This window comes from Paenibacillus graminis (assembly GCF_000758705.1).
Lineage (GTDB): Bacteria > Bacillota > Bacilli > Paenibacillales > Paenibacillaceae > Paenibacillus_AQ > Paenibacillus_AQ graminis.
In genome coordinates, this window is record NZ_CP009287.1 from 6,573,734 (window position 1) to 6,596,655 (window position 22,922).

General features: G+C 42.2%; 21 protein-coding genes. 1 reads left to right on the plus strand and 20 read right to left on the minus strand.

Features of this window, described 5'->3' with window-relative positions; translation table 11 throughout:
* Positions 1-54 precede the first annotated feature (54 nt).
* The 4 genes from prfB to PGRAT_RS31980 form a co-directional block, all read right to left on the minus strand.
* Positions 55-1,168, minus strand: a protein-coding gene (gene prfB / locus PGRAT_RS28495; RefSeq protein ID WP_155990490.1) for a peptide chain release factor 2 whose coding sequence is annotated in 2 segments (ribosomal slippage) — positions 55-1,095 and positions 1,097-1,168 — 1,113 coding nt in all. Because the reading frame shifts where the segments join, the coding sequence is not laid out codon by codon here.
* 533 nt (positions 1,169-1,701) lie between these two features.
* Entirely contained in the window at positions 1,702-4,209 is a 2,508-nt protein-coding gene (secA, locus tag PGRAT_RS28500; protein ID WP_025707331.1) for a preprotein translocase subunit SecA, read from the minus strand.
* 318 nt (positions 4,210-4,527) lie between these two features.
* Positions 4,528-5,079, minus strand: coding sequence for a ribosome hibernation-promoting factor, HPF/YfiA family (gene hpf / locus PGRAT_RS28505; protein WP_020431975.1), 552 nt, complete (start codon positions 5,077-5,079; stop codon positions 4,528-4,530).
* A 255-nt stretch (positions 5,080-5,334) separates the two neighbouring features.
* Positions 5,335-6,771 carry an S-layer homology domain-containing protein gene (locus PGRAT_RS31980; RefSeq protein WP_025707330.1) on the minus strand — a complete coding sequence of 479 codons (1,437 nt, stop codon included), beginning with the start codon at positions 6,769-6,771 and terminating at the stop codon, positions 5,335-5,337.
* Positions 6,772-7,114: 343 nt separating this feature from the next.
* Here PGRAT_RS31980 and PGRAT_RS28515 point away from each other — a divergent pair, with 343 nt between their 5' ends.
* Positions 7,115-7,990 (plus strand): hypothetical protein, encoded by an 876-nt coding sequence (locus tag PGRAT_RS28515; protein ID WP_025707329.1) that lies wholly within the window; start codon positions 7,115-7,117, stop codon positions 7,988-7,990.
* Between the two features lie 428 nt (positions 7,991-8,418).
* Here PGRAT_RS28515 and PGRAT_RS28520 read toward each other — a convergent pair whose 3' ends face one another.
* The 16 genes from PGRAT_RS28520 to flgL form a co-directional block, all read right to left on the minus strand.
* Positions 8,419-8,616 carry a cold shock domain-containing protein gene (locus PGRAT_RS28520; RefSeq protein ID WP_019915069.1) on the minus strand — a complete coding sequence of 66 codons (198 nt, stop codon included), beginning with the start codon at positions 8,614-8,616 and terminating at the stop codon, positions 8,419-8,421.
* A 293-nt stretch (positions 8,617-8,909) separates the two neighbouring features.
* Positions 8,910-10,100, minus strand: coding sequence for a UDP-4-amino-4,6-dideoxy-N-acetyl-beta-L-altrosamine transaminase (gene pseC, locus PGRAT_RS28525; RefSeq protein WP_025707328.1), 1,191 nt, complete (start codon positions 10,098-10,100; stop codon positions 8,910-8,912).
* A 29-nt stretch (positions 10,101-10,129) separates the two neighbouring features.
* Positions 10,130-11,077 (minus strand): GDP-mannose 4,6-dehydratase, encoded by a 948-nt coding sequence (locus PGRAT_RS28530; RefSeq protein WP_025707327.1) that lies wholly within the window; start codon positions 11,075-11,077, stop codon positions 10,130-10,132.
* Between the two features lie 50 nt (positions 11,078-11,127).
* A complete protein-coding gene (locus PGRAT_RS28535) occupies positions 11,128-11,853 on the minus strand; it encodes a cytidylyltransferase domain-containing protein (protein ID WP_025707326.1) in 726 nt (241 codons plus the stop codon).
* Between the two features lie 23 nt (positions 11,854-11,876).
* A complete protein-coding gene (gene pseI, locus PGRAT_RS28540) occupies positions 11,877-12,923 on the minus strand; it encodes a pseudaminic acid synthase (protein ID WP_025707325.1) in 1,047 nt (348 codons plus the stop codon).
* A gap of 18 nt (positions 12,924-12,941) precedes the next feature.
* Complete coding sequence (pseG, locus tag PGRAT_RS28545) at positions 12,942-14,462, minus strand: UDP-2,4-diacetamido-2,4,6-trideoxy-beta-L-altropyranose hydrolase (protein ID WP_025707324.1); 1,521 nt, start codon at positions 14,460-14,462, stop codon at positions 12,942-12,944.
* A 75-nt stretch (positions 14,463-14,537) separates the two neighbouring features.
* The gene (locus tag PGRAT_RS28550; protein ID WP_025707323.1) at positions 14,538-15,551 is read right to left on the minus strand and encodes a UDP-N-acetylglucosamine 4,6-dehydratase family protein; all 1,014 of its coding nucleotides are present in this window, start codon (positions 15,549-15,551) and stop codon (positions 14,538-14,540) included.
* A 1-nt stretch (position 15,552) separates the two neighbouring features.
* Positions 15,553-17,352 carry a motility associated factor glycosyltransferase family protein gene (locus PGRAT_RS28555; RefSeq protein WP_025707322.1) on the minus strand — a complete coding sequence of 600 codons (1,800 nt, stop codon included), beginning with the start codon at positions 17,350-17,352 and terminating at the stop codon, positions 15,553-15,555.
* A 121-nt stretch (positions 17,353-17,473) separates the two neighbouring features.
* Entirely contained in the window at positions 17,474-17,818 is a 345-nt protein-coding gene (gene fliT / locus PGRAT_RS28560; protein ID WP_025707321.1) for a flagellar protein FliT, read from the minus strand.
* The gene (gene fliS / locus PGRAT_RS28565; protein ID WP_025707320.1) at positions 17,808-18,200 is read right to left on the minus strand and encodes a flagellar export chaperone FliS; all 393 of its coding nucleotides are present in this window, start codon (positions 18,198-18,200) and stop codon (positions 17,808-17,810) included. Before fliS ends, fliT begins: the two co-directional genes overlap by 11 nt.
* Positions 18,201-18,218: 18 nt before the next feature.
* Positions 18,219-19,745, minus strand: a complete 1,527-nt coding sequence (gene fliD / locus PGRAT_RS28570) for a flagellar filament capping protein FliD (protein ID WP_025707319.1) — start codon at positions 19,743-19,745, stop codon at positions 18,219-18,221.
* A gap of 11 nt (positions 19,746-19,756) precedes the next feature.
* The gene (locus PGRAT_RS28575; protein WP_025707318.1) at positions 19,757-20,131 is read right to left on the minus strand and encodes a flagellar protein FlaG; all 375 of its coding nucleotides are present in this window, start codon (positions 20,129-20,131) and stop codon (positions 19,757-19,759) included.
* A gap of 163 nt (positions 20,132-20,294) precedes the next feature.
* Entirely contained in the window at positions 20,295-21,062 is a 768-nt protein-coding gene (locus tag PGRAT_RS28580) for a flagellin N-terminal helical domain-containing protein (RefSeq protein WP_025707317.1), read from the minus strand.
* Positions 21,063-21,233: 171 nt separating this feature from the next.
* The gene (gene csrA / locus PGRAT_RS28585) at positions 21,234-21,467 is read right to left on the minus strand and encodes a carbon storage regulator CsrA (RefSeq protein ID WP_025707316.1); all 234 of its coding nucleotides are present in this window, start codon (positions 21,465-21,467) and stop codon (positions 21,234-21,236) included.
* Positions 21,467-21,916: a flagellar assembly protein FliW gene (gene fliW, locus PGRAT_RS28590; protein WP_025707315.1), complete on the minus strand. Its 450-nt coding sequence runs from the start codon at positions 21,914-21,916 to the stop codon at positions 21,467-21,469. Before fliW ends, csrA begins: the two co-directional genes overlap by 1 nt.
* Before the next feature lie 85 nt (positions 21,917-22,001).
* On the minus strand, positions 22,002-22,910 hold the full coding sequence (gene flgL, locus PGRAT_RS28595; RefSeq protein ID WP_025707314.1) for a flagellar hook-associated protein FlgL: 909 nt from the start codon (positions 22,908-22,910) through the stop codon (positions 22,002-22,004).
* Positions 22,911-22,922 lie beyond the last annotated feature (12 nt).

Here is a 22,922-nt window from a genome sequence, read left to right on the forward strand (position 1 = left end):
TTCTCAAAAAAATTCCTACACCTCCGAAGACGCGTAGGAATTATCATGATGCCCTTATTCAGCTTCCGTCTTAATCTGGCTGCGCAAATATCCATCGATAAAAGCGTCCAGATCGCCGTCCATCACCGCCCCGACATTTCCGGTTTCCACGGAAGTACGGTGATCCTTTACCATGCTATAGGGATGGAATACATAGGAGCGGATCTGGCTGCCCCAAGCAATATCGGATTGCTCTCCGCGGATTTCATCAAGCTGCTGCTGCTGCTCTACCAGCTTGCGCTCATACAGCTTGGAACGCAGCATCTTCATCGCCTGTTCCCGGTTCTTAATCTGAGACCGCTCATTCTGGCAGGTGACTACCACGCCGGTAGGCAAGTGAGTGATGCGCACCGCAGAGTCGGTTGTATTAATATGCTGACCGCCCGCGCCGCTGGCCCGATACGTATCAATCTTCAAGTCCTCTGTCCGAATATCCACCTCTACATCATCCGCAATTTCGGGTACGACATCGCAGGATACGAAGGAGGTATGACGTCTTCCGGAAGCATCAAATGGAGAGATGCGCACCAGCCGGTGTACTCCTTTTTCCGCCTTCAGGTAGCCATAGACATTATAGCCTTTGATCAGCAAAGTAACACTCTTGATCCCGGCTTCGTCACCTGGTAAATAATCCAGGACTTCTACCTTGAAGCCGCGTTTCTCTGCCCAGCGGGTGTACATGCGCAGCAGCATTTGCCCCCAGTCCTGGGACTCCGTTCCGCCTGCACCGGGATGCAGCTCCAGAATCGCATTGAGCTTGTCATAAGGCTGGTTGAGCAGCAGCTGCAGCTCGAATTCATCAACCTTGCCGCTTATACTGCGGATGGTCTCGGCCACCTCTGCCGCCAGCTCCGCATCGCCTTCCTCATCCGCCAGCTCTGTCATCATCGCCGCATCGTCATAATCCTGCTGCAGCTTCTCGTACTGATCTACGGATGATTTCACCGCATTCATCTCGGCAATCACACCTTGCGCTTTTTCGGGATCATCCCAGAACCCTGGCGCGGCCATCTTCTCTTCAAAGTTCGAGATCATTTCCTGCTTAAGGTCTAAGTCAAAGAGACCCCCTAAGGTCTGTTAGTTTCTTGCCTATTTCACGCAGGTCCTGCTTAACATTAGCATCGATCATGTGGAGTCACTTCACCTTTCAAAATAAAATATGCGCCGGGGCGGCTTATTGGACATTGGTCATATAGTTGATCGGTACGCTAACGCGAGGATGTTCTTTTTAACACTCGTTTTCGGTGATGGCCGTAACTGCGGGGAATGTTTGGACTTCCGGCCGCTGTTGTCTGCAGATTTCTTTGATTGAACCGCAATTTGCGGTTGAAATCCGCAGACAAAGGCGGACGCGTTCGCTCCTACAGTTCCAAACTTCCCCTCCGTTACTTCCACCTGAATCCAGAGGTTTCAAGAACTACATCTTCCGCTTCGCCCAGGAAACAACATAACTTCCAAAATCCAAAAAAGCAGCCGGGCCGCAAACGGGGAATCCCCCGGGCCCAGCCGCTTTTTATTGTCATTATAACCCTCGAACTCTGGGACAATTCCCAAAGTAGAAACACAGTGCTGTAAACAGTTATAGCTATCGCGGGCTGATGCTTACTCACTGGCTCACTGAAGCTAAGGGCAAATCCTTAAACCAGGTAGGCCTGTTTATGCTTAAGCGTTCTGGCCGTGGCAGTTCTTGTACTTCTTGCCGCTGCCGCAAGGGCAAGGATCGTTGCGGCCAATCGCAGCCTGAACATGCACCGGCTGCTTCTCGGCAGGTTCACCATTGGTGGAGATTTTGTTCTCCTCCACTACGGATTGCCGTTCCTGGTTGGTTTCAATATGCGCCTTCATAATATAGGTCGCAACTTCTTCCTGAATGGTGGCAGTCATGGCATTGAACATTTCAAAGCCTTCAAACTGATATTCGCGGAGCGGGTCCGTACCGCCATACGCGCGCAGGTGAATCCCTTGACGAAGCTGATCCATCGCATCAATATGATCCATCCATTTGCTGTCTACGGAGCGAAGCACGATAACCTTCTCGAATTCACGCACCAGCTCAGAGCCAAGTCGTTCTTCACGGGCTGCGTATTTCTCCAGCACAAGGTTAAAGATGTATTCGATGATCTCCTCAACTTCCTTGCCCCACAGATCGTCGCGGGTCAACTGGCCTTCCTCCAAAAGCTTGCTGTTCACATAATCAGCAACCTCCTGCAGCTCCCAGTTCTCCGGAATATCGTCACTGCAATGGGCATGAACAATACGGTCAATAACCGGCTTGATCATTTCAATCACAATGTCTTTGATATTGTCAGACTCCAGAATCTCGCGGCGCTGCTTGTAGATAATCTCACGCTGCTGATTCATGACGTCATCATATTGAAGGACGACTTTACGGATATCGAAGTTGTTGCCTTCGACACGTTTTTGGGCGGATTCTACAGCGCGCGTAATCATGCGGCTCTCAATCGGCTGATCCTCTTCAAAACCAAGACGGTCCATCATGTTCAGCACGTTGTCTGCACCAAAACGCTTCATCAGTTCGTCACCGAGCGACAGGTAGAACTGGGTGGAACCCGGATCGCCTTGACGTCCCGCGCGTCCGCGCAGCTGATTGTCAATCCGGCGCGATTCATGGCGTTCTGTACCAATAATATGCAGACCTCCAAGATCTGTCACACCTTCACCCAATACGATATCCGTACCGCGTCCCGCCATATTCGTAGCAATGGTTACTGTTCCCGGCTGGCCGGCATGCGAGATAATCTCTGCTTCCGCCGCATGGTGCTTCGCATTCAGCACCTGGTGTCTGACACCTTTGCGTTTCAGCATCTCGGATACACGTTCCGAATTTTCAATGGATACCGTACCTACCAGTACAGGCTGATTCTTCTTGTGGCGCTCCACAATTTCCTCTACAACCGCGTTAAACTTGCCGTTTTCGCTTTTGTATACAACGTCTGGCATATCCACACGCTGGTTCGGCTTATTGGTTGGCACCTGCAGAACTTCAAGACCATAAATCTTCTTGAACTCTTCTTCTTCAGTCTTCGCGGTACCCGTCATGCCGCCCAGCTTGCGGTACATCCGGAAGTAGTTCTGGAATGTGATTGTGGCCAGGGTCATGCTCTCGTTCTGCACCTGAATTTCTTCTTTGGCTTCAATAGCCTGGTGCAATCCATCACTGTAGCGGCGCCCAGCCATCAAACGGCCGGTGAATTCATCGACAATAACAACCTCGTCCTCATTCACTACGTAGTCAACGTCGCGGCGCATAATTACGTTCGCCTTGAGCGCTTGAACAATGTGATGATTCAAAGTTACATTGGCATGGTCATACAGGTTTTCAACGCCAAAAGCGCGTTCTGCCGTAGCCACACCCTTTTCAGTCAAAGCCACGGATTTCACTTTAATATCAACTGTATAATCTTCTTCAGCCGTAAGTCTCTTCACGAAACGGTCTGCTGCATAGTATAATTCCGTCGATTTCTCAGCCTGTCCGGAGATAATAAGAGGAGTCCGCGCTTCATCAATCAGAATGGAGTCAACTTCATCAATGATACAGAAATAGAGCGGGCGCTGAACCATTTGCTCTTTATAGAGCACCATGTTGTCGCGCAGGTAGTCAAAACCGAATTCATTATTAGTACCATAAGTAATATCGCAGGCATAAGCTTCTTGTTTATCAGCATGGTCCATGCCGTTCAGGTTCACCCCAACCGTCATGCCCAGAAAGTTATAGATTTGTCCCATCTGCGCGCTGTCGCGCTGAGCCAGATAGTCATTGACCGTTACAACATGCACACCTTTGCCGAGCAATGCGTTCAGGTAGACTGGCAAAGTCCCTACCAGCGTCTTGCCTTCACCTGTCTTCATCTCGGAGATCCGGCCTTCATGCAGCGCCATACCTCCAACCAATTGAACGTCAAAATGCCGCATGCCCAGCGTCCGTTTGGAAGCTTCGCGTACGGTTGCAAATGCCTCGGGAAGAAGTTCCTCCAAGGTTTCGCCCTTCTCAATCCGGGCACGGAATTCAGCAGTCTTGGCTTTCAATTCTTCATCGGAAAGCGATACAAAGTCAGGCTCCAACCCATTAATTACATCGACCGTCTTCATCAGACGTTTGACATCACGTTCGTTGGTGTCGCCGAATATTTTTTTTACAAGTCCTAGCATGGTTAACCCCTTTCATGCAACACAGATGGTGGAACCGAGCCCATCCTCACTAATATTGAAAGGGCCATATAAGATTTCGATTCCGCTGCTTCATAAATTGTAACAGTTTGTAAGACAAGCCGCAATACAAGCAGCCCCAACCTTATTTTTCAAGTAATCCCTCTTTGGCCAAAGTGCCGCTAAATTGTCATAGTCACACCACATATATACGAACAAGAGCCCTATTCGCTTGAAGCGAATAGGGGCTCGGTTAATTTTCTACGTGAGTCTGAAGCAAACCGCCTATCCCAAGTCCTGGCCGGGCTTCATGCACCGGACCTAGTCTTGTTCAATCAGACCGTATTTGCCGTCATTGCGTTTGTAAACAACGCTGACTTCAGAAGTGTCGATATTGGAGAACACGAAGAAATTATGTCCAACCATGTTCATTTGCAGGATCGCTTCTTCTACGTCCATCGGCTTCAAAGTGAAGCGCTTGTTCCGCACAACCTCCAAATCATCGTAATCCTGTTCCTCTACAGCAACGCTGCTTGGTGCGCCTTCCACAAAGAGTGTCTTCAGGCTTCCTTCCTGGCGGAATTTACGATTGAGCTTGGTCTTATGTTTGCGGATTTGGCGTTCCAGCTTGTCCACCACGGCATCGATGGATGCGTACATATCGTCGCTACGGTCCTCCGCACGAAGCGTTACACCTGCCAGCGGGATTGTTACTTCCACCGTATGAAGGCCGCGGACAACGCCAAGCGTCACATATCCTTCTGAGGTAGGGGGTGCATCGAAATACTTCTCAAGTCTGCTGAGCTTCTTATCAACATAGTCTCTCAAAGCGTCGGTCACTTCAATTTGTTGACCTCGAATGCTGAATTGCATGGGCACTCCTCCTTTGTTTACATAGCTATTATACCAAATTGTCAGGGCTAAGTAAAAAACAAATCATGACAGTCTTTACATCCACCTAACAAAAGGTGTCACTCTATGCCCGAGCAGGGGAAAGGGATGCTTCTGCCTGTAAAAAAATCCGGAAAGAGCTGCAAACAGCCCCTTCCGGACAAAAGTTCAAGCTATTTAACTCTACTGCCAAAAAGTGTTGGGCTTCAAGTCTTCTCTCCAAGCATAATCAAAAAATTATTTCGTATGAATCCGTATGACTTCGACAGAGGACCATGTAGTGCCATGTCCGCTAACCAAGTAAACCTTGTAACCGGTAGCCGCTGTAAGACCGCTTAGTGTATGAGTATGACCTACACCAGGCTGCGTGGAAATAGTGCCTTTTAATGCAGAGGACAACAGTGTCCCGGCACTATCCTTGCCTTCTGCCACTTGAGTGGCTGTAGGGGCTGCTGCATTATCCTTCAGCACAACATATCTAACCTCTTGAGCTGTCCCGCCTGCCTTGCCGTATTTGACATACACATCAGCCGTCACAGTACTGATATTTCCGGGCTGTGCCACAACAATGGCATTCGTACCAGCCGGTGCGGTTTTCAACCGGACAGTAGCTACAGAAGACCAGTTGCCGTAGCTGTCTGCAACCGTGACATAAGTAGCGTATTCCGTATTAGCCGTCAGTCCATACACCGTGAAGGACACGGTAGTACCTGCCGTAGTCGCTGTAGTTCCATGATGAACGCCTGCCGTTCCGGCAGCAATTTGTCCATTCTTCACCTGCTGCGCACTTGGTGCAGCTACATTGATGGCATATGGCGCAACTACATAATACACAGCACCTGTTACATTAGGCGTCAAGTAGACGTCCGCAGTCACAGAGCCAACGTGTCCATACGCAGCGCTGGTTACTGTCGGTGTAATGAAACCGCCACCGCCGCCGCCGGAACCGCCACCAGATCCTCCGCCAGGAGCTTTGGTTGGTACCGGTGTTGGGCTAGTTGTCGGAGCCGGTGAAGTTGTTGGCTTAGGAGTTGGAGTATGTGTTGGAGTTACCCCAGGAGCCGAAGGCTTCTGAGCCACCGAATTGCTGATAATTCCAACAGCCTCTGCCCGGGTTAATGCCCTCTTGGGACCGAAAGTTCCATCCGGATAACCTTTGATGACTTTCTTGTCGGCCGCTGCCGCAATAGCTCCACGGCTCCAGGCCGCAAACTGGCTGCTGTCCTTAAACTTGGCTGTAGACGCCTTAGTGTTCAGCTTCAAAATCTTGGCTGCAATAACAGCAGCCTCTTGCCGTGTAAGCGAAGCGTTGGGACGGAAGGTATTGTTCTCATACCCGCCGATGTATCCGGCTTTTACCGCTTTGGCAACTTCACTGTAGTACCAGTTCGATTTCTTGAGGTCCTTGAAGCTGATTGTTGCCGTATCCGTATAACCGAACAGGCGGTTAACCAAAGCCACATACTCTGCACGTGTAATGGCTTTATTGGGCTTAACAGTACCGTCCTGGTACCCTCCCAGATAACCTTTATCCAGCCAGGCCTGCAATTGCTTTTGTGCCCAGTGCCCTTGAATATCCTTGGGTACCGGCGCGGCTGATACACTGCCGAGTGAACCTAACAGCATGCTGATTCCCAGCAGTCCGGTCACAAGACCACGCCACTTCTTTTTCATTTTGCTGTTCATCCTCCTAGAGTAAAGTGTATTGTGCGTCGAGGCAAGACAAAAAGCTCAACGTATTCTATTACCCAGATAATGTGAAAAAGTTGCGTTTCATGAAAAAATTTATAGAAATACAAAAAATAAACATCGAATGTTCCTAAAGATTAGCATTGTGTGGGTATCCGTTTGGGATTTGCGAACTGTTGCAGCCTTTAATATCCCTACAGCCGGATAGTTCCCATAAAACATATGCCTCTTAATCCAGTTTGTTCCATTGCCGATATATATATCTATAGGGTTACAGAATCTGTACGCTCTTCTTAATCGTTCAAAAATTTTCAGGAGGTATTACTTTATGAGAATTACGTCTCAAATCCCGTACCAAACCCTTACTAGCAGTACTCCGCAGCTTAATACAGCAGCGCAAAAATCCGCTGCTCAGTGGCACAAAGCAGATTCGTCCGGTGTCATCACCTATGACCAGGTCGAAATCAGTGAGAAAGGTCGACAGCTGGCAGCTGATGCCATTCAATCACATCCAGCAAAATATTATGGAACCGCAGAAATCAACGAAGCGCTGACCCACGCTCTGGAAGGAGAACCTGCAGAAGTTGCTGATGCTGTATACGGTATAATAGAATCCAACTTCATCGTAGATGGAAACGTAAATGATGATGATGAGAAACGGAAGGCACTGCTCGAAATGGGAATGTCACAGTCCAAATATATTGCAGAACATTATATGGATGGAGAGCAAGCGGACAAGTTCCTAAAGACAATGAATACAATAGCAGCTGTCGCTACTACCCGGTCTATCGATCCGGTAACAGGGGACATCCGTTATAACTTGCCGTCGAGCCGTCCGGCAGGCGCTCCAGACGATTATATAAATCCATCCGAATTAATGAAACAAGCGGACCCGGAAACGTACAGCCGATTCAAGAACGACATTTCCCTCGGAGGCAACGGACTGGATATACTTCTTGATTTCGCGAAAAAGATTCCCCAACATCCGGAGTGGGCAGAACAATACAAGGAACAAACTGCACAGAATGATCAGCTACTGAAAAATACACATATTCAGAACCGGTTCGACGCTGCAGACACCAGCTCTCCTGCGGCATTTCTGGAGAGCATGCAAAGTATTTTGGCTGATTCATCCCTGAAGGATGATGCTTATCTTCAAAATATGCATGAATTCTATAAAACCCTCGGCATCGTTAAATCGTGAGGTCAGGCCTCCATTGAGCAGCAGAGGTTAAAAAAATGCTAAATATGCGGCAAACCAAGTATGGGAGAACCGACACTTTTTCATTCTGCTTTTAATCTTCCTGAGTGTTTGCTGAGCATGGGCATAGACTTGCTGTATCACTCCTAAGCACCTTTCCCGTTCAGAAGCCATAAACCTAAGCAAAATGAAAGTACACCGAGGCAAGAAAGAAACCCCAACGTTTCATTACCCAAATATTAGGACTTTTTAACGTTTTCCCGTAAAATAATTTTACAAATGCCAAATTCCAGCTTAAATTCGCCACACTCAAGTTGATTTTTTGTAAAAAAGTCACAAAAAAGACCCTGGAGAAAATCTCCAGGGTCTATGCTAGCGTTGTCTCAATTGCTAACCATCTACCATATATGTAGGTCGGCTGCGCCGGATGATTATAATTTGATGACGTTAGCTGCTTGGGGTCCGCGTGCACCTTCAACGATGTCGAACTCTACGGATTGGCCTTCATCCAATGTTTTGAAACCATCAGTTTGAATCGCGGAGAAGTGTACGAATACGTCGCCACCATCGGCAGTTTCGATGAAACCATAACCTTTTTCTGCGTTAAACCATTTAACTTTACCTTCCATTGACTAAACATTCCCTTCGTCATCAGATGAACGTGAGTCTTGCTCACAAATCGACTATACCACCGCAGCTTCTCCATTGTCAATTGGAAAAGAAAATGTTTACTTTCAATAAATTACCACCAAAATATTAACTTATCTTTTTCAACATTATTCTACAAAAGACTCATATTGAAAACCACAATAACATAGTTTATTGTAACTTAACCCACTATTAATCTATTGAATCAGCGAGTACGAGTAAAGGAAAACTTTTTTTAAAAAGACTCATTTCAAATATAAAAATAACATCTTTTTCAAGAAAATCTTTTGGATACCTTCACAATGGCCGCTACTACATCATCAACATCACTATTGCTCATTTTTGGGAATAAAGGCAACGTTATTGCAGTTTCATAATAATGCTCTGCATTTTCACATAATCCCGGCTGATAGCCCATTTTTTTATAAAAGGGTTGGAGATACACTGGAATATAATGTACATTAACACCGATTCCTTCTGCACGAAGTGCTTCAAACCACTCCCGACGGCTTCCTTGAGAACATGTAGGTTCAATACGTATAACGTAGAGATGCCAGCTCGATTCCGCTTTAGGATGCTGTATCGGAATTATAACTCCTGGTATATTACTCAGCCGTTCATTGTACATTGATACAATCTCACGCCTTCTTGCAATGAAATCATCCAATTTATCCATCTGACTTACACCTAGTGCAGCTTGCAAATCCGTCATTCTATAATTATATCCCAGCTCCTGCATTTCATAGTACCAGGGCCCGTCATTCTTAGTCAGTTCTCCTGGAATCTTAGTCACCCCATGGCTGCGAAATAGCATAAGCTTGCGATAATATTCTTCATTATCGGTTGTGATAATGCCCCCTTCTCCTGTTGTTACATGCTTAACAGGATGGAAGCTAAACATTGTCATATCCGCCCATGAACCTATCTTTCGCCCCCCGAAACTAGCTCCAAGAGAATGGGCTGCATCTTGAATGAGCACCAGTTGCCGATCACGGGCAAGCATGGAAATCCGATCAATTTCTACAGGCTGTCCCGTGAAGTCTACAGCGATAATCGCCTTTGTCCGTTCTGTAATTTTCAATTCTATCATTGCTGGATCCAAGTTATACGTGTTCATGTCAATATCAGCAAACACCGGGGTCCCGCCCTGGTAGAGCACACAATTACTACTGGCCAAAAAAGTAATGGGTGTAGTAATCACTTCATCCTCTTCCCCGATCCCAGCAGCAAAACAAGCTCCATGAAGCGCAGCAGTTCCATTGGTGAAAGCAACAGCGTACTTAGCTCCTACGTACGCAGCAACCTTATTCTCAAATGCTTCGATAGCTGGCCCTTGGGTGATCATATCTCCCTTAAGTACTTCTACAACGGCTTCAATATCCTGTTCGTCAATCCATTGCTGTCCATACGGCAACATTGTTGAGCGAACAGGATTGGTAGAAAATGCATTAGATTTATCAGACATTAAGTCTCCCCCCCTTGAACTTCGTTATTTTAGTCAAGACCTCCAGACTTAATCCATTCGGTAGTACGCGCAATTCCTTCTTCCAAACTAATTTCCGGCTCCCAATTCAGCAGAAGCTTGGCCTTCGAGGAATTACATAGTAACTTCTGAATTTCACTCTGGGGATGAATATGTTCTATATGCTTAATTCGCGTTGAATCACCAGCAATAAGCAGTGCCAAATCATTAATTGCAATATCCCGTCCTAGTCCAGCATTTACAATCTCACCGTTTACTGTATCCGAGAAACCTGCCGCTGTTACAAACTTAGCACAGTCCTCTACATACAAAAGATCACGAGTTTGCGTGCCTTCTCCATAAATATTAAGATCCTTACCACTCAATTGGTTTTTAATAAAGATTGCAACTACTCCGCCTTCTCCACCTGTCTTTTGGAAGGGGCCGTACGTATTGAACGGACGGATAACTACAGTTGGCAGATCATAAGCATAATAATAGGAAAGGACCATATTCTCTGCAGCAACCTTTGCGCCTGCATAAGGGGAGGCTGGCTTTGTCGGGTGCAACTCCGTTATACCCTCTTCATCGCTGCAACGATCGTATACCATGCAAGTGCTCATAAATACCAATTTAGTACGATATTTACGGCATTGCTCCAGAATATTAAATGTACCTACAGTGTCGTTATTAAATGTGGTGGATGGATTATCAATGGAATCCTGTACATTAATTGAAGCACCCAAATGGTAGCATACTTCAAAATTGTTTTCGCTAAACAAATGACTTAAAAGTGCCACATCTAGGATTGTTCCATTGATAAATTGATGTAGACACGGATGTTCGCGGAATTCCTCAATATTTTCTTCTCGTCCATTAGATAGGTCATCTATAATCCATAAGTGATGCCCTTCGTCCAATAACCTCTTTGCAACCCAACGACCGATAAAACCGGCTCCTCCAGTTAGTAAAATATTTATTATCCCCACTCCTTTAGATTTACATGGTACCTAATAAGCTTAACTAATTGTTAAATTACAGGTTTTTGTTTTATGTGTGCATTAATCTCGGATACCTCGGGAGAATTCAAAAGATACTGAATCACTTCTGCGGAGCTTATTGTTTTGTTATCCACAAACTTTTCTGCTATCAATTGGCAAACCTCATAATCCTCAGGGGTATCCACTGTTATTCTTAATTGAGGGTGTTCTAAATATTTAGGTAACTTTAATGAGACACAGGTGAAACTTTCTTTGTATTCGTAGGCATAATAAGTGACATGTTCGCGATGCCTAGACTCAGTTCCTTTAAGATTAACCTTTTCCAATGCCTGTAAGGAAATTACTTCAACAGCCAACCCACGGGGTATCTGCCCCTCATATAACAATATATCGGATGGATTAGTTACCATAGCTTCAATCATCAAACTGGCTAACTCATAATCTACGAATGGGCAGTCAGCAGTTACTCGCAAGATATAATCGGCTTTATATTTTTGAGCACATACATAGTACCGTTCTAATACATCCTCTTCCGAACCACGAAAACAACTCACACTATTTAATTCACACCAATTTTCAATATCATCATCCTGTTTCAAAATTGACGTAGCTACTACGACTTGCGAAACTTTTTGAATCTTTTGGCAACGAGTAACTACGTAATCAAGAATACAAGTATCACCAAGCGGCATTAACACCTTGCCTGGAAGACGGGTAGATCCCATACGAGCTTGAATAATGGCAACAAAGTTCATCATGCACCCCAACTTTTAGTATACTAGATTAAATCCCAAGTTATTGGTGTCCCTTTTGGGATATCTACCGCAGCAGTTCTATCCATTACCATATCTAAAAATTTTGGCGGGAGGCCATAACCAGGCCTAATTATTTTTATATTCCCCATACTAATCTTCTCACCGCTTTTTATATTTTCAGATGCATAAATAGATCTTCTTAATTTCCGCGAATCCCTTTCACTTTCGGTAGCACCATAGGAAATCCGACCTATCGACTGCCATGCCTTTACAGTTTCTTCAACTAAACTTTTCATTTCGTGAGGTTCCATAGAAAAAGCAGAATCCACACCGCCCTCTGCTCTTGATAATGTAAAATGTTTCTCGATTACGGTTGCCCCCAGAACAACGCTTGCTATCGATACTCCAATTCCTAAAGTGTGATCGGACAATCCTACTTCACAATTAAATAGCTGTTTCATATGCGGGATGGTTGCAAGATTTGAATTAGTAGGCTCTGCAGGGTAAGTACTAGTACATTTTAATAGTACCAGTTGTTCACACCCTGACTCTCTAAGAGTCTGTACTGCCTCATCCAATTCAGCAGCAGACGCCATACCTGTGGACATAATTATAGGTTTACCAGTAGCAGCCACCTTTTTAATTAAGGGAAGATGTGTATTCTCAAAAGATGCAATCTTATATGCAGGTACCTCTAACGTTTCTAAAAAATCCACTGCTGACTCATCAAAAGGTGAACTAAAGACAATGAGACCTAATTCTTTACACTTTTTAAAGATCTCTGAATGCCATTCCCACGGGGTGTATGCTTGTTTATACAAATTGTATAATGAATTCCCTTTCCATAAGCTTTTCTCCTCACTAATCATAAAGTCTGAGGAATCAACATTAAGTGTCATTGTATCAGCAGTATACGTTTGCAACTTAATAGCGTCCACTCCTGTTTTTGCAGCAGCCTCTACAATGGCCAACGCTCGATCCAAAGATTGATTATGATTTCCAGACATCTCAGCGATGATAAATGGTCTAAATCCCTTCCCAATTGCTCTGCCATCTATAATTATATTCATGTCATCTTTCCTCATCTTCTAACCTTCTTCTTCAAACAATTTTTTTTGCATCTTTATGAATTGATTATCGTTGCTACATTGTTTATAACCTGCTTTTAAAAATACCCTTATTGAAGCTGTATTCTCTGATCTTATCAGGGCTTGTAAAGTATGGATCCTGCGATCCCACTTTATTACTGTAGTTTCAAGCTCTCTTAATATTTTCAGAGCATTCCCTTTATTTCGATGCTCCTTTGCCACATTTAGACTAACAATAGCACTATCGCCATCTTTATCCAGTCTCACCACTGCAATCTTAAATTCTCCATCCCAAGCAATCATCAATTTTCTATTTAACATTGATTTACTTTGTTCTACCCATTTAACATGCTCACTATAGGGTATCTCATCAGTATGAACTGAATTGGACCTTGATTCAGCATCATTCCGGCATTCCCACATCCATAAAATTTCATTTTGCCCTACATCTCGTAGCACAAGGAAATTCTGCCTCATGCTTAATAGATCCACTACCCTAGATACCCCCTTACCATCAACTATCATCCTAGCTTTTTGTCTAGCAGTTTGAAGCCACGATTTTGAATGAATTATACTTTCAAATGTCTGTCTAATATCTTCCTTTGTTACAAATTGATGAAAGTCTAAATACTTATCTATATCCATTAAATGACCTTGCTGAGCATTTTTCAATTGGTTATCCGCTACAGCTATGACTATTCCGGGCAAACCCAGACAATATCTTTCCCAGGTCATACTTCCACCTGCGCAGATAGCCAAATCACAAGAAGCCATTTCTAATGCAACTGAGCTTGGTTGGATTAAGAATTGCAATTTACTATTTTTCTCATATAAATTTGTTAGTTCCTTTATATGAGGATTCGTCCTTCCTAAAATAACTTTAACGTTCCTAATATCGTTCAGACAGGGTTCCAACGCTCTGAGCGTCTTTAGTGTTTCATTCGTAGGATCCGTTCCGCCAAAACAAACCAAAACATTCTGTATATGTTCTCCGTTATTATTATTTATAGTTTGACTCACATCGGAAAACTCTCTCCTAAGTAAAGCATACGACGGGCCTAAGAGCTTTATTGCTGATTTAGGAATTAACCTGTTGTATTCAATCTCCTTAGTTTTGTCTAGCCCAGAATCCAGTAAAATATTACAATCATGAACTCTATCAGCTAGATCATCAATGACCAAAATATTACTAAACAAGCTTCTAAGGTGAGATTCAAACCTGTAATCTAGAGAATAATGATCTATAATTAACCAATCTTCTTTTGTTAGTCTATAGTCCTTATTGATAAGTTGGATAATAAACTCTGATTCCAAAGCACTTCCCAACGGGAATGAGGTTTCAATGTGGATAATCGAGCAACCTTGCGTAACAATTAATTCAGAAACAAATGGGTTAAGTTCTCTACTGATGAATATCACTTCATGCTTTTGTTCAATAAGTCCTGAACTTAATGCTAGACATCTCATCACATGTCCTATACCTAATTTCTCCGATGCATCTGCACGAATAAAATACTTCATCAAATAACTTCCTTTGATTTATTATTCTGTTCCATGTAGCTGTATAAAAACACTATAAACGCATCATTTATTACCTTACATTATTTGTTCTGTAATCAACCAATCTTTTATTTGATCTTTATCAATAATCTGCGCTTCATTAGGAAAAGGTTTCTCTAAGACTTTATCATACTCTCTCCAGTGGCCAAAATTATTCATCCCATGCTGTGGAATAATGTACATATCCTTTGTCTCATAAGCGATAACCGCTTCATCATCTGTCATCAGTTCTTCAAACCTTTTTTCCCCTGGACGAAGTCCTATTACATCAATAATAATTTCTTCGATAATTCCATTTCTCATTTTAGCGTCTTCTATAAGAACTTCAGCTAGTTCACCTATTTTTATTAGTGGCATTTTTAACACAAATACTTCTCCACCTAAGGCCATCCCATTAGCTTTTAGTATAAGTTCAATAGCTTGGGAAGGAGTCATCATGTACCTTAACATATTTGGATCAGTCAGTGTAATCATACGTTTTTCGGATATTTGTTTCTTAAATAAAGGAATAACAGATCCTCTGGAACCCATTACATTTCCAAAGCGTACAGATGAAAATATTGTAGACTTTGCTCCTTTATGATACTCTGTAGCCGAAATTAAGCGCTCTGCTGTTAATTTAGTGGCACCATAAGTATTGGTGGGAGAAATCGCTTTATCTGTACTTATAAACAATACCTTCTTCACTTTGTTTTCGATTGCCGCTTGAATAACATTCTGTGTCCCTATTACATTTGTCTGCACTGCTTCGAAAGGATTGTATTCACATGCAGGAACATGTTTCATGGCTGCACAATGAAATACATAATCGATATCCTCCATGGCTCTGTTAAGACGTTGCTGATCTCTGACATCTCCAATTAAGAATCTCAAATTCTCTGAATCACTTTTGAAATCTATACCCATTTCATATTGTTTGTGTTCGTCCCGGCTAAAAACACGTATAACTTTGGGATTTTCCAATAATAACCTTTGTATTAAATGGCGGCCTATCGTACCTGTTCCACCAGTTACTAATATCCTCTTTCCATTATAAAGTCCCTCTTCCAAGTTATCTGCCCCCTTGTACTTTATCGCTTAATGCTTCAATTCTTCGCAAGGATTCTATAAATACTTCTTCCAGGAAGGGAATTTCACTTTCAATTTGATTAACCAGTGTTCCAAGATACTTATCAATAAGATTACATTTTCGCACTAAGTTTTTCTCCAATATAATGGAGGGTAATTCCCTATCGTATTCCTGCAATTCTATCGGCAATAATGTCTCAATCAATGCTTCAAACCAAGGGCGGTTTACAATTCCACCCCATACTTGCTCAATTTTCACAATTTTCCGCTGACATTTAAGAGGATTAGTACGACTTAGTTCTCTTATATCACTAAATAATTTTTTGAGTATTTTGAAATCCTTAATAATTTCAGAAAAATCACGTACGGTTGAAGAAATTCTGTTTTCTACTTTTTCAAGAGCTTCATTATATTCAGCAAACTCTTTTTTATCAATTAAATTTTCAATTGCTCTTTGATCTATAATTTCTTCAGCTAATAACTCATATACTTGCTCAATTGGTTTCCACAAAGTACCTTCAATTACAGCGCCATTACGAGTAGAGTTTATGAATTCTATATCAGGAAAAGATGAAATAAGCTTCTCCAACCCGTCCTTCATGGACATAAAAGCTGAACTAGTAGCATTGTAATTTCCTTGAACACTTAATAGCTTGTGATCAGAATTTTCCACCATTGCATTTAGTATATTAAGTTCACTATGACCAACACCATCAGCATAATACTTTTTATTCGGGAAGGAGAGATCCTGCCCCATCATGACAATTCTTTTGACCCCTAACCATACTGCCGCTTGTATAGCAGTTCCAGTCACTGTTGAGGTTGGTATGATCTCAGCCTCATCGGCTTCTATACCCATATAGTATTGTGCAACTTCATCATTTTTAACGATAGCGTGAATCTTGTGTTTATCTTTTTTATCTGAAATTCCATAATAAGATGATGAAACAAAAAGAAAGGGAGCTTTTAAAGCAGCAGGATCCGCAAAAACTTTGTTATTAATGACTCCGCCATCTAAAAGAGTAGCTAAATGGGGGGCTATTCCATTCTTGACTAATGCCTGAATACTCGAGCCAGCAGATATAATTAACGCGTGGGGTTTGATTCGCTTTACCCATTCAATATCCGCTTGCAAAGATGGGCCTGAAGCAATGATAACAGCTGTAGCATTTTCATATTCTTTATAGAATTCTTTAATACTTGGCGAAGACAGCATTCCAGCCATATGATACATACTGTTTCGGATCCAATCCCTACGAAACAAATTTCGTGTAAGTTTGTTTGAATCAAACGTTTCAGAGTACTCTTCAAATTTCTTTTTTATATCTTGGAGAGAATCCGCGGTGTGCTCCAGGTAATGTCTTAACGCTACAAAGGCCATATCTTTACGCATGTGTGTAGAAAGAGAATGAAACAGAGCTATTAACTGTGATTTACCAACCGCTAAAAAATATAGATTTGGATGCTCCAATATCAGCGTTAAATCCATCGTTTTCAAACTATCATGGAAATTTTCTTCATTTGGTTCGTATACAAATAATAAACGATCTGGATACATTTCCACTAAATCAGCTATGCTAATCCCCTGACCAAATCCATACAAAAGAATAATGTTTAGGTCACCTACCGAACCTCTTACTGCTTCCAACCAATTCTCATCTTTTTCAACTGGTTCAAAATACTTAATTAATTCAATATCTTGCTCTTCTATATTAGATACTTTATCAGCAACATGAGGAAAACGTAGTCGTAACACTGCCTGATTCTGTTGAAAATATGACACGGCGATACCACCATTCCGGATTGATTTATATTGTATATATCGGACTTTATCCCATAAGAATGAACCTCTTAAAAATGAAAACCCTCAACCAAAAAATGGTTGAGGGTTTTCATTTTTGTCCTTACTTACGATGATCTATGAATAGACTGTCTATTGAAAAAGATTGTTTATACGCATTTTGTTGAACACGAACGGTACTAAGGTTCTGAAGCCATTCTCCAGCTTCATTCTTCAATTCATACATTCTGTCCACAATAACTTGCTCATCTTTAAGCATTTGTTCAATTATTTGTTTATCATTAGAAGAAATCAATGATAGATAGGGCTTCATGGCACTTACAATCTCTTCTCTCCGTTCTACAAATGACACTAATTCGTCCGTGTCCATTGCAGAAATATCACTTATTGCTTGCGCCGATATCCTTTGTAACTCTGTAAAGAGTAATTGGAAATGTTTATCTTCCATCTTGCACCGTATTTAATCCCTGTGACTTGCTGGCCTCAAACCAAGCTTCCCTAAGATCTATTAAATATTCTAAAACTTCTTCAGTCTGCGTATTTTGCTTATTTACATTTGCCTCAATCAATCTATGTTGCATATATTCGTACACTTTAAGCAAATCATTTGAAATAGGGTAATTATGATCCAAAGCTGAGATCAATTCATTAATAATAGCCTGTGCCTTGCAAAGGTTATTATTAGCTTTCTCATAATCCTTTTGTGAAATGCCATCTATGCCTAACCTCACAAAACGAATAGCACCATCATAAAGCATGATTAACAGTTTTGGCTTAGATGCCGTCTGTGCCTGGGCTTGTTGATATTTTTGATACGGCGAGTTAATCAAATTTCCTCCCCCTTATTACTAAGAGCTTATTAGGCTTGATGATATATTATTGTACTTACTTATGGCCGTTTCCATTGCTGTAAACTTTTTGTAATAGTTCGTTTCCCTCATTGTTAATTTAGCTGTAAGTTCGCTTATCCTTTTATCCAAGCTAGTCAGTGTTTCCCCCATCGTACTAGTACTCATAAAAGATGCTGTTAAATCAGAGCTAAACCTAGATGTACCTGCAGTTTCAGCTAATTTAACAAGTGTTGAATTAGAGATTTTCTTCATGCGCGCTAATATTCCATCATCTGATGTATATGTGTTATTTAATGATGAAATCGAATAATTTTTCCCCAGAAAATTATTAATTATATCTGGATTTTCTTCTAATGCTGTTTTCAGCTTATCCGTATTCAGACTTAGTTTACCTTTAGTTTCATAAGTTCCCGTTGTTATGCCCAACTGCGTAAAATCTATTTTTGAACCATCAGCTAGCTGAACTCCTTCTACCATTGCTGTTCGCATGCTTGCGATAGCTGAGGTTAAAATACTATCATTTTTGAGCATTCCGCTCTTTGCCTTAGAGTCCCAAAGCTCAGCTTCGGAATCGGACATATCCTTTCTTTGTTCAGTAGTAAGAGGTGTGTACTTGGTATAACGCTCCTCACTAACTTTGCTATTCATTAAGGTCAAAACCTCATTATATGCATCCACAAAACCTTTTACAGCAGACACAAGTGTATCTACGTCTTTGTTCACTTCAATTTTAGTAGAGACCCCTCCACTGCCGCTATTAAGCGTCAGTTGAACGCCATTCATAGTAAAGCTGTTAGTCGAGCGGGTAATGTCCATGCCATTAACATTAAGCTTAGCATCTGCCCCTCCACTTAAAAATGAGCTATCCAACTTTAATGCTGTAAATACTGCTGCTCCAGCTCCATCTAACTTAATAGCATTGCCCTGTGCCCCAGTGCTCTTGCTTGTTATAGATACTTGACCAGTTGCAGAATCATACAGAGCAGATACACCAGCAGTTGTACTGTCATTGATCTTATTTACAAAAGAGCTTAAAGTCTCCGTCTGGGGATCTATTTCGATACTGGCGCCACCAATTGTAACTGCAACTTTGGCAGTACTATTGGAATCAATACCAGAACCCGTAATTGCTGATAGTTTTACATTTCCCCAATCAGTGGTTGTTGCATCACTTTTGGTAGGGGGAGCTGAGGAGGTTATTCTAGCAGCCGTAGCCAATGAAGTAACTGTGACCTCAAGGGAACCACTTGCTGAGGGTGTAGCAGTAGCACTAACAGAAGTTGTATTACCTGTCGTAGTAGCTTTTTGTGCACTGAGAGAGCTGCTTTTACTTAACGTATCTAGCTTATCTTGTAGAAATGAAACCAGTTTAACACTGGTTTGACGGTAGTTATCACGCTTCCACTCCATCAGCTGTTTTTGTTGGTTTAATTTATTGAGGGGTACACTTTCTGCTGTCATTAATTTTTTTACTATAGAGTCAATATCCATCCCCGAAGCTAATCCGCTAATTCTTGTTACCATAAAGCGCCTCCTTATACTTTTTTATCAACAATTATTCCTGTTATCTCCATCATCCGTGCTGCTAAATCCAGAATTTTTTCTGGTGGCACTTCGCGTATTAACTCGCCTGTCTCCTTGTTAAGTACTTTGATCATAATGGCATGCGTTTTTTCATGTACGGAGATCTCCAGTGACTTCTGCGGCCCTTGGATGGCATCAATTGCCTTTTGCAGTTCTGCAACTACTTGTTCATGTGACTTTTGGCTATCCCCTGTACTCACAGATTGGGTTGTCTTCTGTGCCATAGATGATGCCGGGTCATCACTCATAACAACATCTTTTTTTCCAAAACCCGGATGTTGTACCTGTGCACCTACTCCTGAACTGGCAGAAATCCATGAGTCCATATCTAATCCCTCGCTTGTCGCTAGATTATCTACATAATATTGTCCGGTTAGAAATCCCAAGCTGTTACTTTATATATCGGTCAACCTGTTGAAATGTTTATGGAATAACAAAAAAAAGACCCTGCAAATGCAGGATCTTTGAATGAAATGCTTAAAGTAAAAATTAACGAAGCAGGGACAATACGCCCTGTGGAGCGGAGTTAGCTTGAGCCAGCATAGATTGGGATGCTTGCAGCAAGATGTTGTTCTTGGAGAGAGCAACCATTTCCTTAGCCATATCAGTATCACGGATACGGGATTCGGAGGCTGTCAAGTTCTCAACAGTAGTCCCCAGGTTGTTGGAAGTGTATTCCAGACGGTTTTGTACAGCACCGAGGTTAGCCCGTTGAGTTGCAACTTTTTCAATAGCAACACTTACGTTAGTGAGTGTAGTTGCAGAGTCAAGGCCAGTAAAGCCACCTGTTGCTACACCAGTAATGGCAATTTTAAAGGTACTGTCATCAGCCTGAACACTAACATTGGAAGTAATCTTGATTCCGTTGAATGTAGTTTTCGACATGATGTTATCAATTTGCGAACCTAATTGATTCAATTCAGCATTGATATTAGATTTATCGCCAGCACCATAAGTACCATTGAGTTTTTGTACATTCAATTCTTTCATACGAGTCAGCATGGAGGAAACTTCGTTCATTGCACCTTCAGCTGTTTGAGCGAATGAGATACCGTCTTGAACGTTACGTTGTGCTTGTTCCAAACCGCGGATTTGACCACGCATTTTTTCGGAGATGGAGAGACCAGCAGCATCGTCAGCTGCACGGTTGATTTTCAAACCTGAAGACAATTTCTCCATGTTCTTACTTGCTGCAGCATTGTTCAGCCCCATGTTACGGTGTGTGTTAAAAGCCGGTAGATTGTGATTGATAATCATTTGATATTTCCTCCCTGAAATGGTTTTATCCCACATCCATGTGGTATTAGCGTCTTCACAGGTCGGCCGCCCTGAAGAATTACCGCTCTACATTATATATCGACCTAACGGGTAGCATTGTTTATAGTCAATATCGTTTTTTTCTTTGACTTTAGTAATTTTTTTTAATTATTATTTATTTGTTCCATTGAGATCCAATATAACATTCTTTATTCTTTCCAAATCCATAGCTGCATTTTGATTATTCTTTTGTATAGCCTCAAATATTTCTTTCCGGTAAATATCAACTTCTTTAGGGGCGGAAATTCCCAGCTTAATCACATCCCCCTCAACAGACAAGACCGTAATAACTATATCATTTCCAATTACAATGGATTCGCCTTTTTTTCGTGTAAGCACCAGCATTAGGAATCACCACCTTCCTCAACTGCTTCAGAGCTAGACCAAAGAGGATGTTTAGTAGTATATATGGTATTCTGTAAGACGATTTGTTTAGCTTTAAAAGATTCAACATTAAAGATAAGAGGGGCTAGCAAATTAATCGTTATCTTCTCTCGCTCACTATGCCATGTCACAATACAACGCACTGCTACTTGTTCGCGATTGTTGACTTCTATATCTAACATCGTATCGTCGGGTAGAGAAAATTCGTAATCGGGTATAAAATCAAATGGATTAACCGTAATAAAACTAATCTCTGGTTGGTCTACAGCGCTTAATAAGCTGAATACCTCGTTGTGCTCCTGAAGTAAAAACTCTTTCAGCTGATCAAAACCCGGCAAGCCTTTTGGAAATGAATATATGGGTGCTATTGTTAAATTTGCTTTCTCCTGATGTACATGGTCTGCTGTCATTCTCTCATCCTCCTTGGGATATTAACAAAAGAAGCTATGGACTGCTTTGTCCATAGCTTCTCATTTCGGTTTCAAAGAATCAAGCCTAGCGCATAAAATCCATTAATGAAGGCTGTAATATTTGGGCAGAAGACTTTAAAGCAGCCTCATAAATGGTCTGAGCCGTTGTTGACTTAATTAATACTTCGGCAATATCTGCATCCTCTACTTTGGACTGCAGCGTAGTTAGATTTAAATTGCGGTCACCTAACCGGGCCTGGACCAATTCCACTCGATTTGTCCTCGCTCCCACTTCAGACAGGGCAGACTGCATTTTATTAGTTCTGGAGTCCATATTAGCGGTTTGTGCAGCTACTTTTGATGTATCACCGCTTGCAAGCGCAGCTATTAAATCATCCATTACTTTAAAAACGTTATCAGTATCCGTAGATTTCCCAAAAAAATCGCTACCTGGAGTATTTACTTGGAATGTAGATTGATCACCAATGGCATATTTAACTGAACCATCATCCGTATCAATTTGAGAAAAACTCGTTACTGTACCCGATAACTCATATGGAACCTTATCATAATTTTGACCATTAAAAATATATTTCCCTCTTATTTGGGCATTACCTATATTGCCCATTTGTTCTTTTAATTGTTGAATTTCCAACTTAATTGCATCTCGGCCGGATTGAGGCAGTGTCCCATTAGATCCTTGTATCGTTAATTCTTTCATCCGTTTCATCACATTTGTTGCCTGCTGCATGGTTGTATCCGTAAAATCAAGCCAGCTAACAGCAGCATCGGCATTCGTCTGAAACTGCTCATTGGAAGCAAGCTCCGCTCTGTAACGGAGTGAGTATGTCACACCAACCGGGTCATCGGAAGGTTTATTGATCTTACGTCCGGTGGAGGCCTGATTGGCCAAGTCACTTCTAACACTGTTATTTCTGTTCAGATTGCTGAGCGTCTGCATGCTCATCATCCCTTGGGTTACCCGAATAGACATGGATTCCCCTCC

Bases quoted from the DNA above. Each gene is read 5' to 3' on its own strand.
- secA (WP_025707331.1), bottom strand. From the start codon at position 4,209: ATGCTAGGACTTGTAAAAAAAATATTCGGCGACACCAACGAACGTGAT.
- hpf (WP_020431975.1), bottom strand. From the start codon at position 5,079: ATGCAATTCAGCATTCGAGGTCAACAAATTGAAGTGACCGACGCTTTG.
- PGRAT_RS31980 (WP_025707330.1), bottom strand. From the start codon at position 6,771: ATGAAAAAGAAGTGGCGTGGTCTTGTGACCGGACTGCTGGGAATCAGC.
- PGRAT_RS28515 (WP_025707329.1), top strand. From the start codon at position 7,115: ATGAGAATTACGTCTCAAATCCCGTACCAAACCCTTACTAGCAGTACT.
- PGRAT_RS28520 (WP_019915069.1), bottom strand. From the start codon at position 8,616: ATGGAAGGTAAAGTTAAATGGTTTAACGCAGAAAAAGGTTATGGTTTC.
- pseC (WP_025707328.1), bottom strand. From the start codon at position 10,100: ATGTCTGATAAATCTAATGCATTTTCTACCAATCCTGTTCGCTCAACA.
- PGRAT_RS28535 (WP_025707326.1), bottom strand. From the start codon at position 11,853: ATGAACTTTGTTGCCATTATTCAAGCTCGTATGGGATCTACCCGTCTT.
- pseI (WP_025707325.1), bottom strand. From the start codon at position 12,923: ATGAATATAATTATAGATGGCAGAGCAATTGGGAAGGGATTTAGACCA.
- pseG (WP_025707324.1), bottom strand. From the start codon at position 14,462: ATGAAGTATTTTATTCGTGCAGATGCATCGGAGAAATTAGGTATAGGA.
- fliT (WP_025707321.1), bottom strand. From the start codon at position 17,818: ATGGAAGATAAACATTTCCAATTACTCTTTACAGAGTTACAAAGGATA.
- fliD (WP_025707319.1), bottom strand. From the start codon at position 19,745: ATGGTAACAAGAATTAGCGGATTAGCTTCGGGGATGGATATTGACTCT.
- PGRAT_RS28575 (WP_025707318.1), bottom strand. From the start codon at position 20,131: ATGGACTCATGGATTTCTGCCAGTTCAGGAGTAGGTGCACAGGTACAA.
- PGRAT_RS28580 (WP_025707317.1), bottom strand. From the start codon at position 21,062: ATGATTATCAATCACAATCTACCGGCTTTTAACACACACCGTAACATG.
- csrA (WP_025707316.1), bottom strand. From the start codon at position 21,467: ATGCTGGTGCTTACACGAAAAAAAGGCGAATCCATTGTAATTGGAAAT.
- fliW (WP_025707315.1), bottom strand. From the start codon at position 21,916: ATGACAGCAGACCATGTACATCAGGAGAAAGCAAATTTAACAATAGCA.
- flgL (WP_025707314.1), bottom strand. From the start codon at position 22,910: ATGTCTATTCGGGTAACCCAAGGGATGATGAGCATGCAGACGCTCAGC.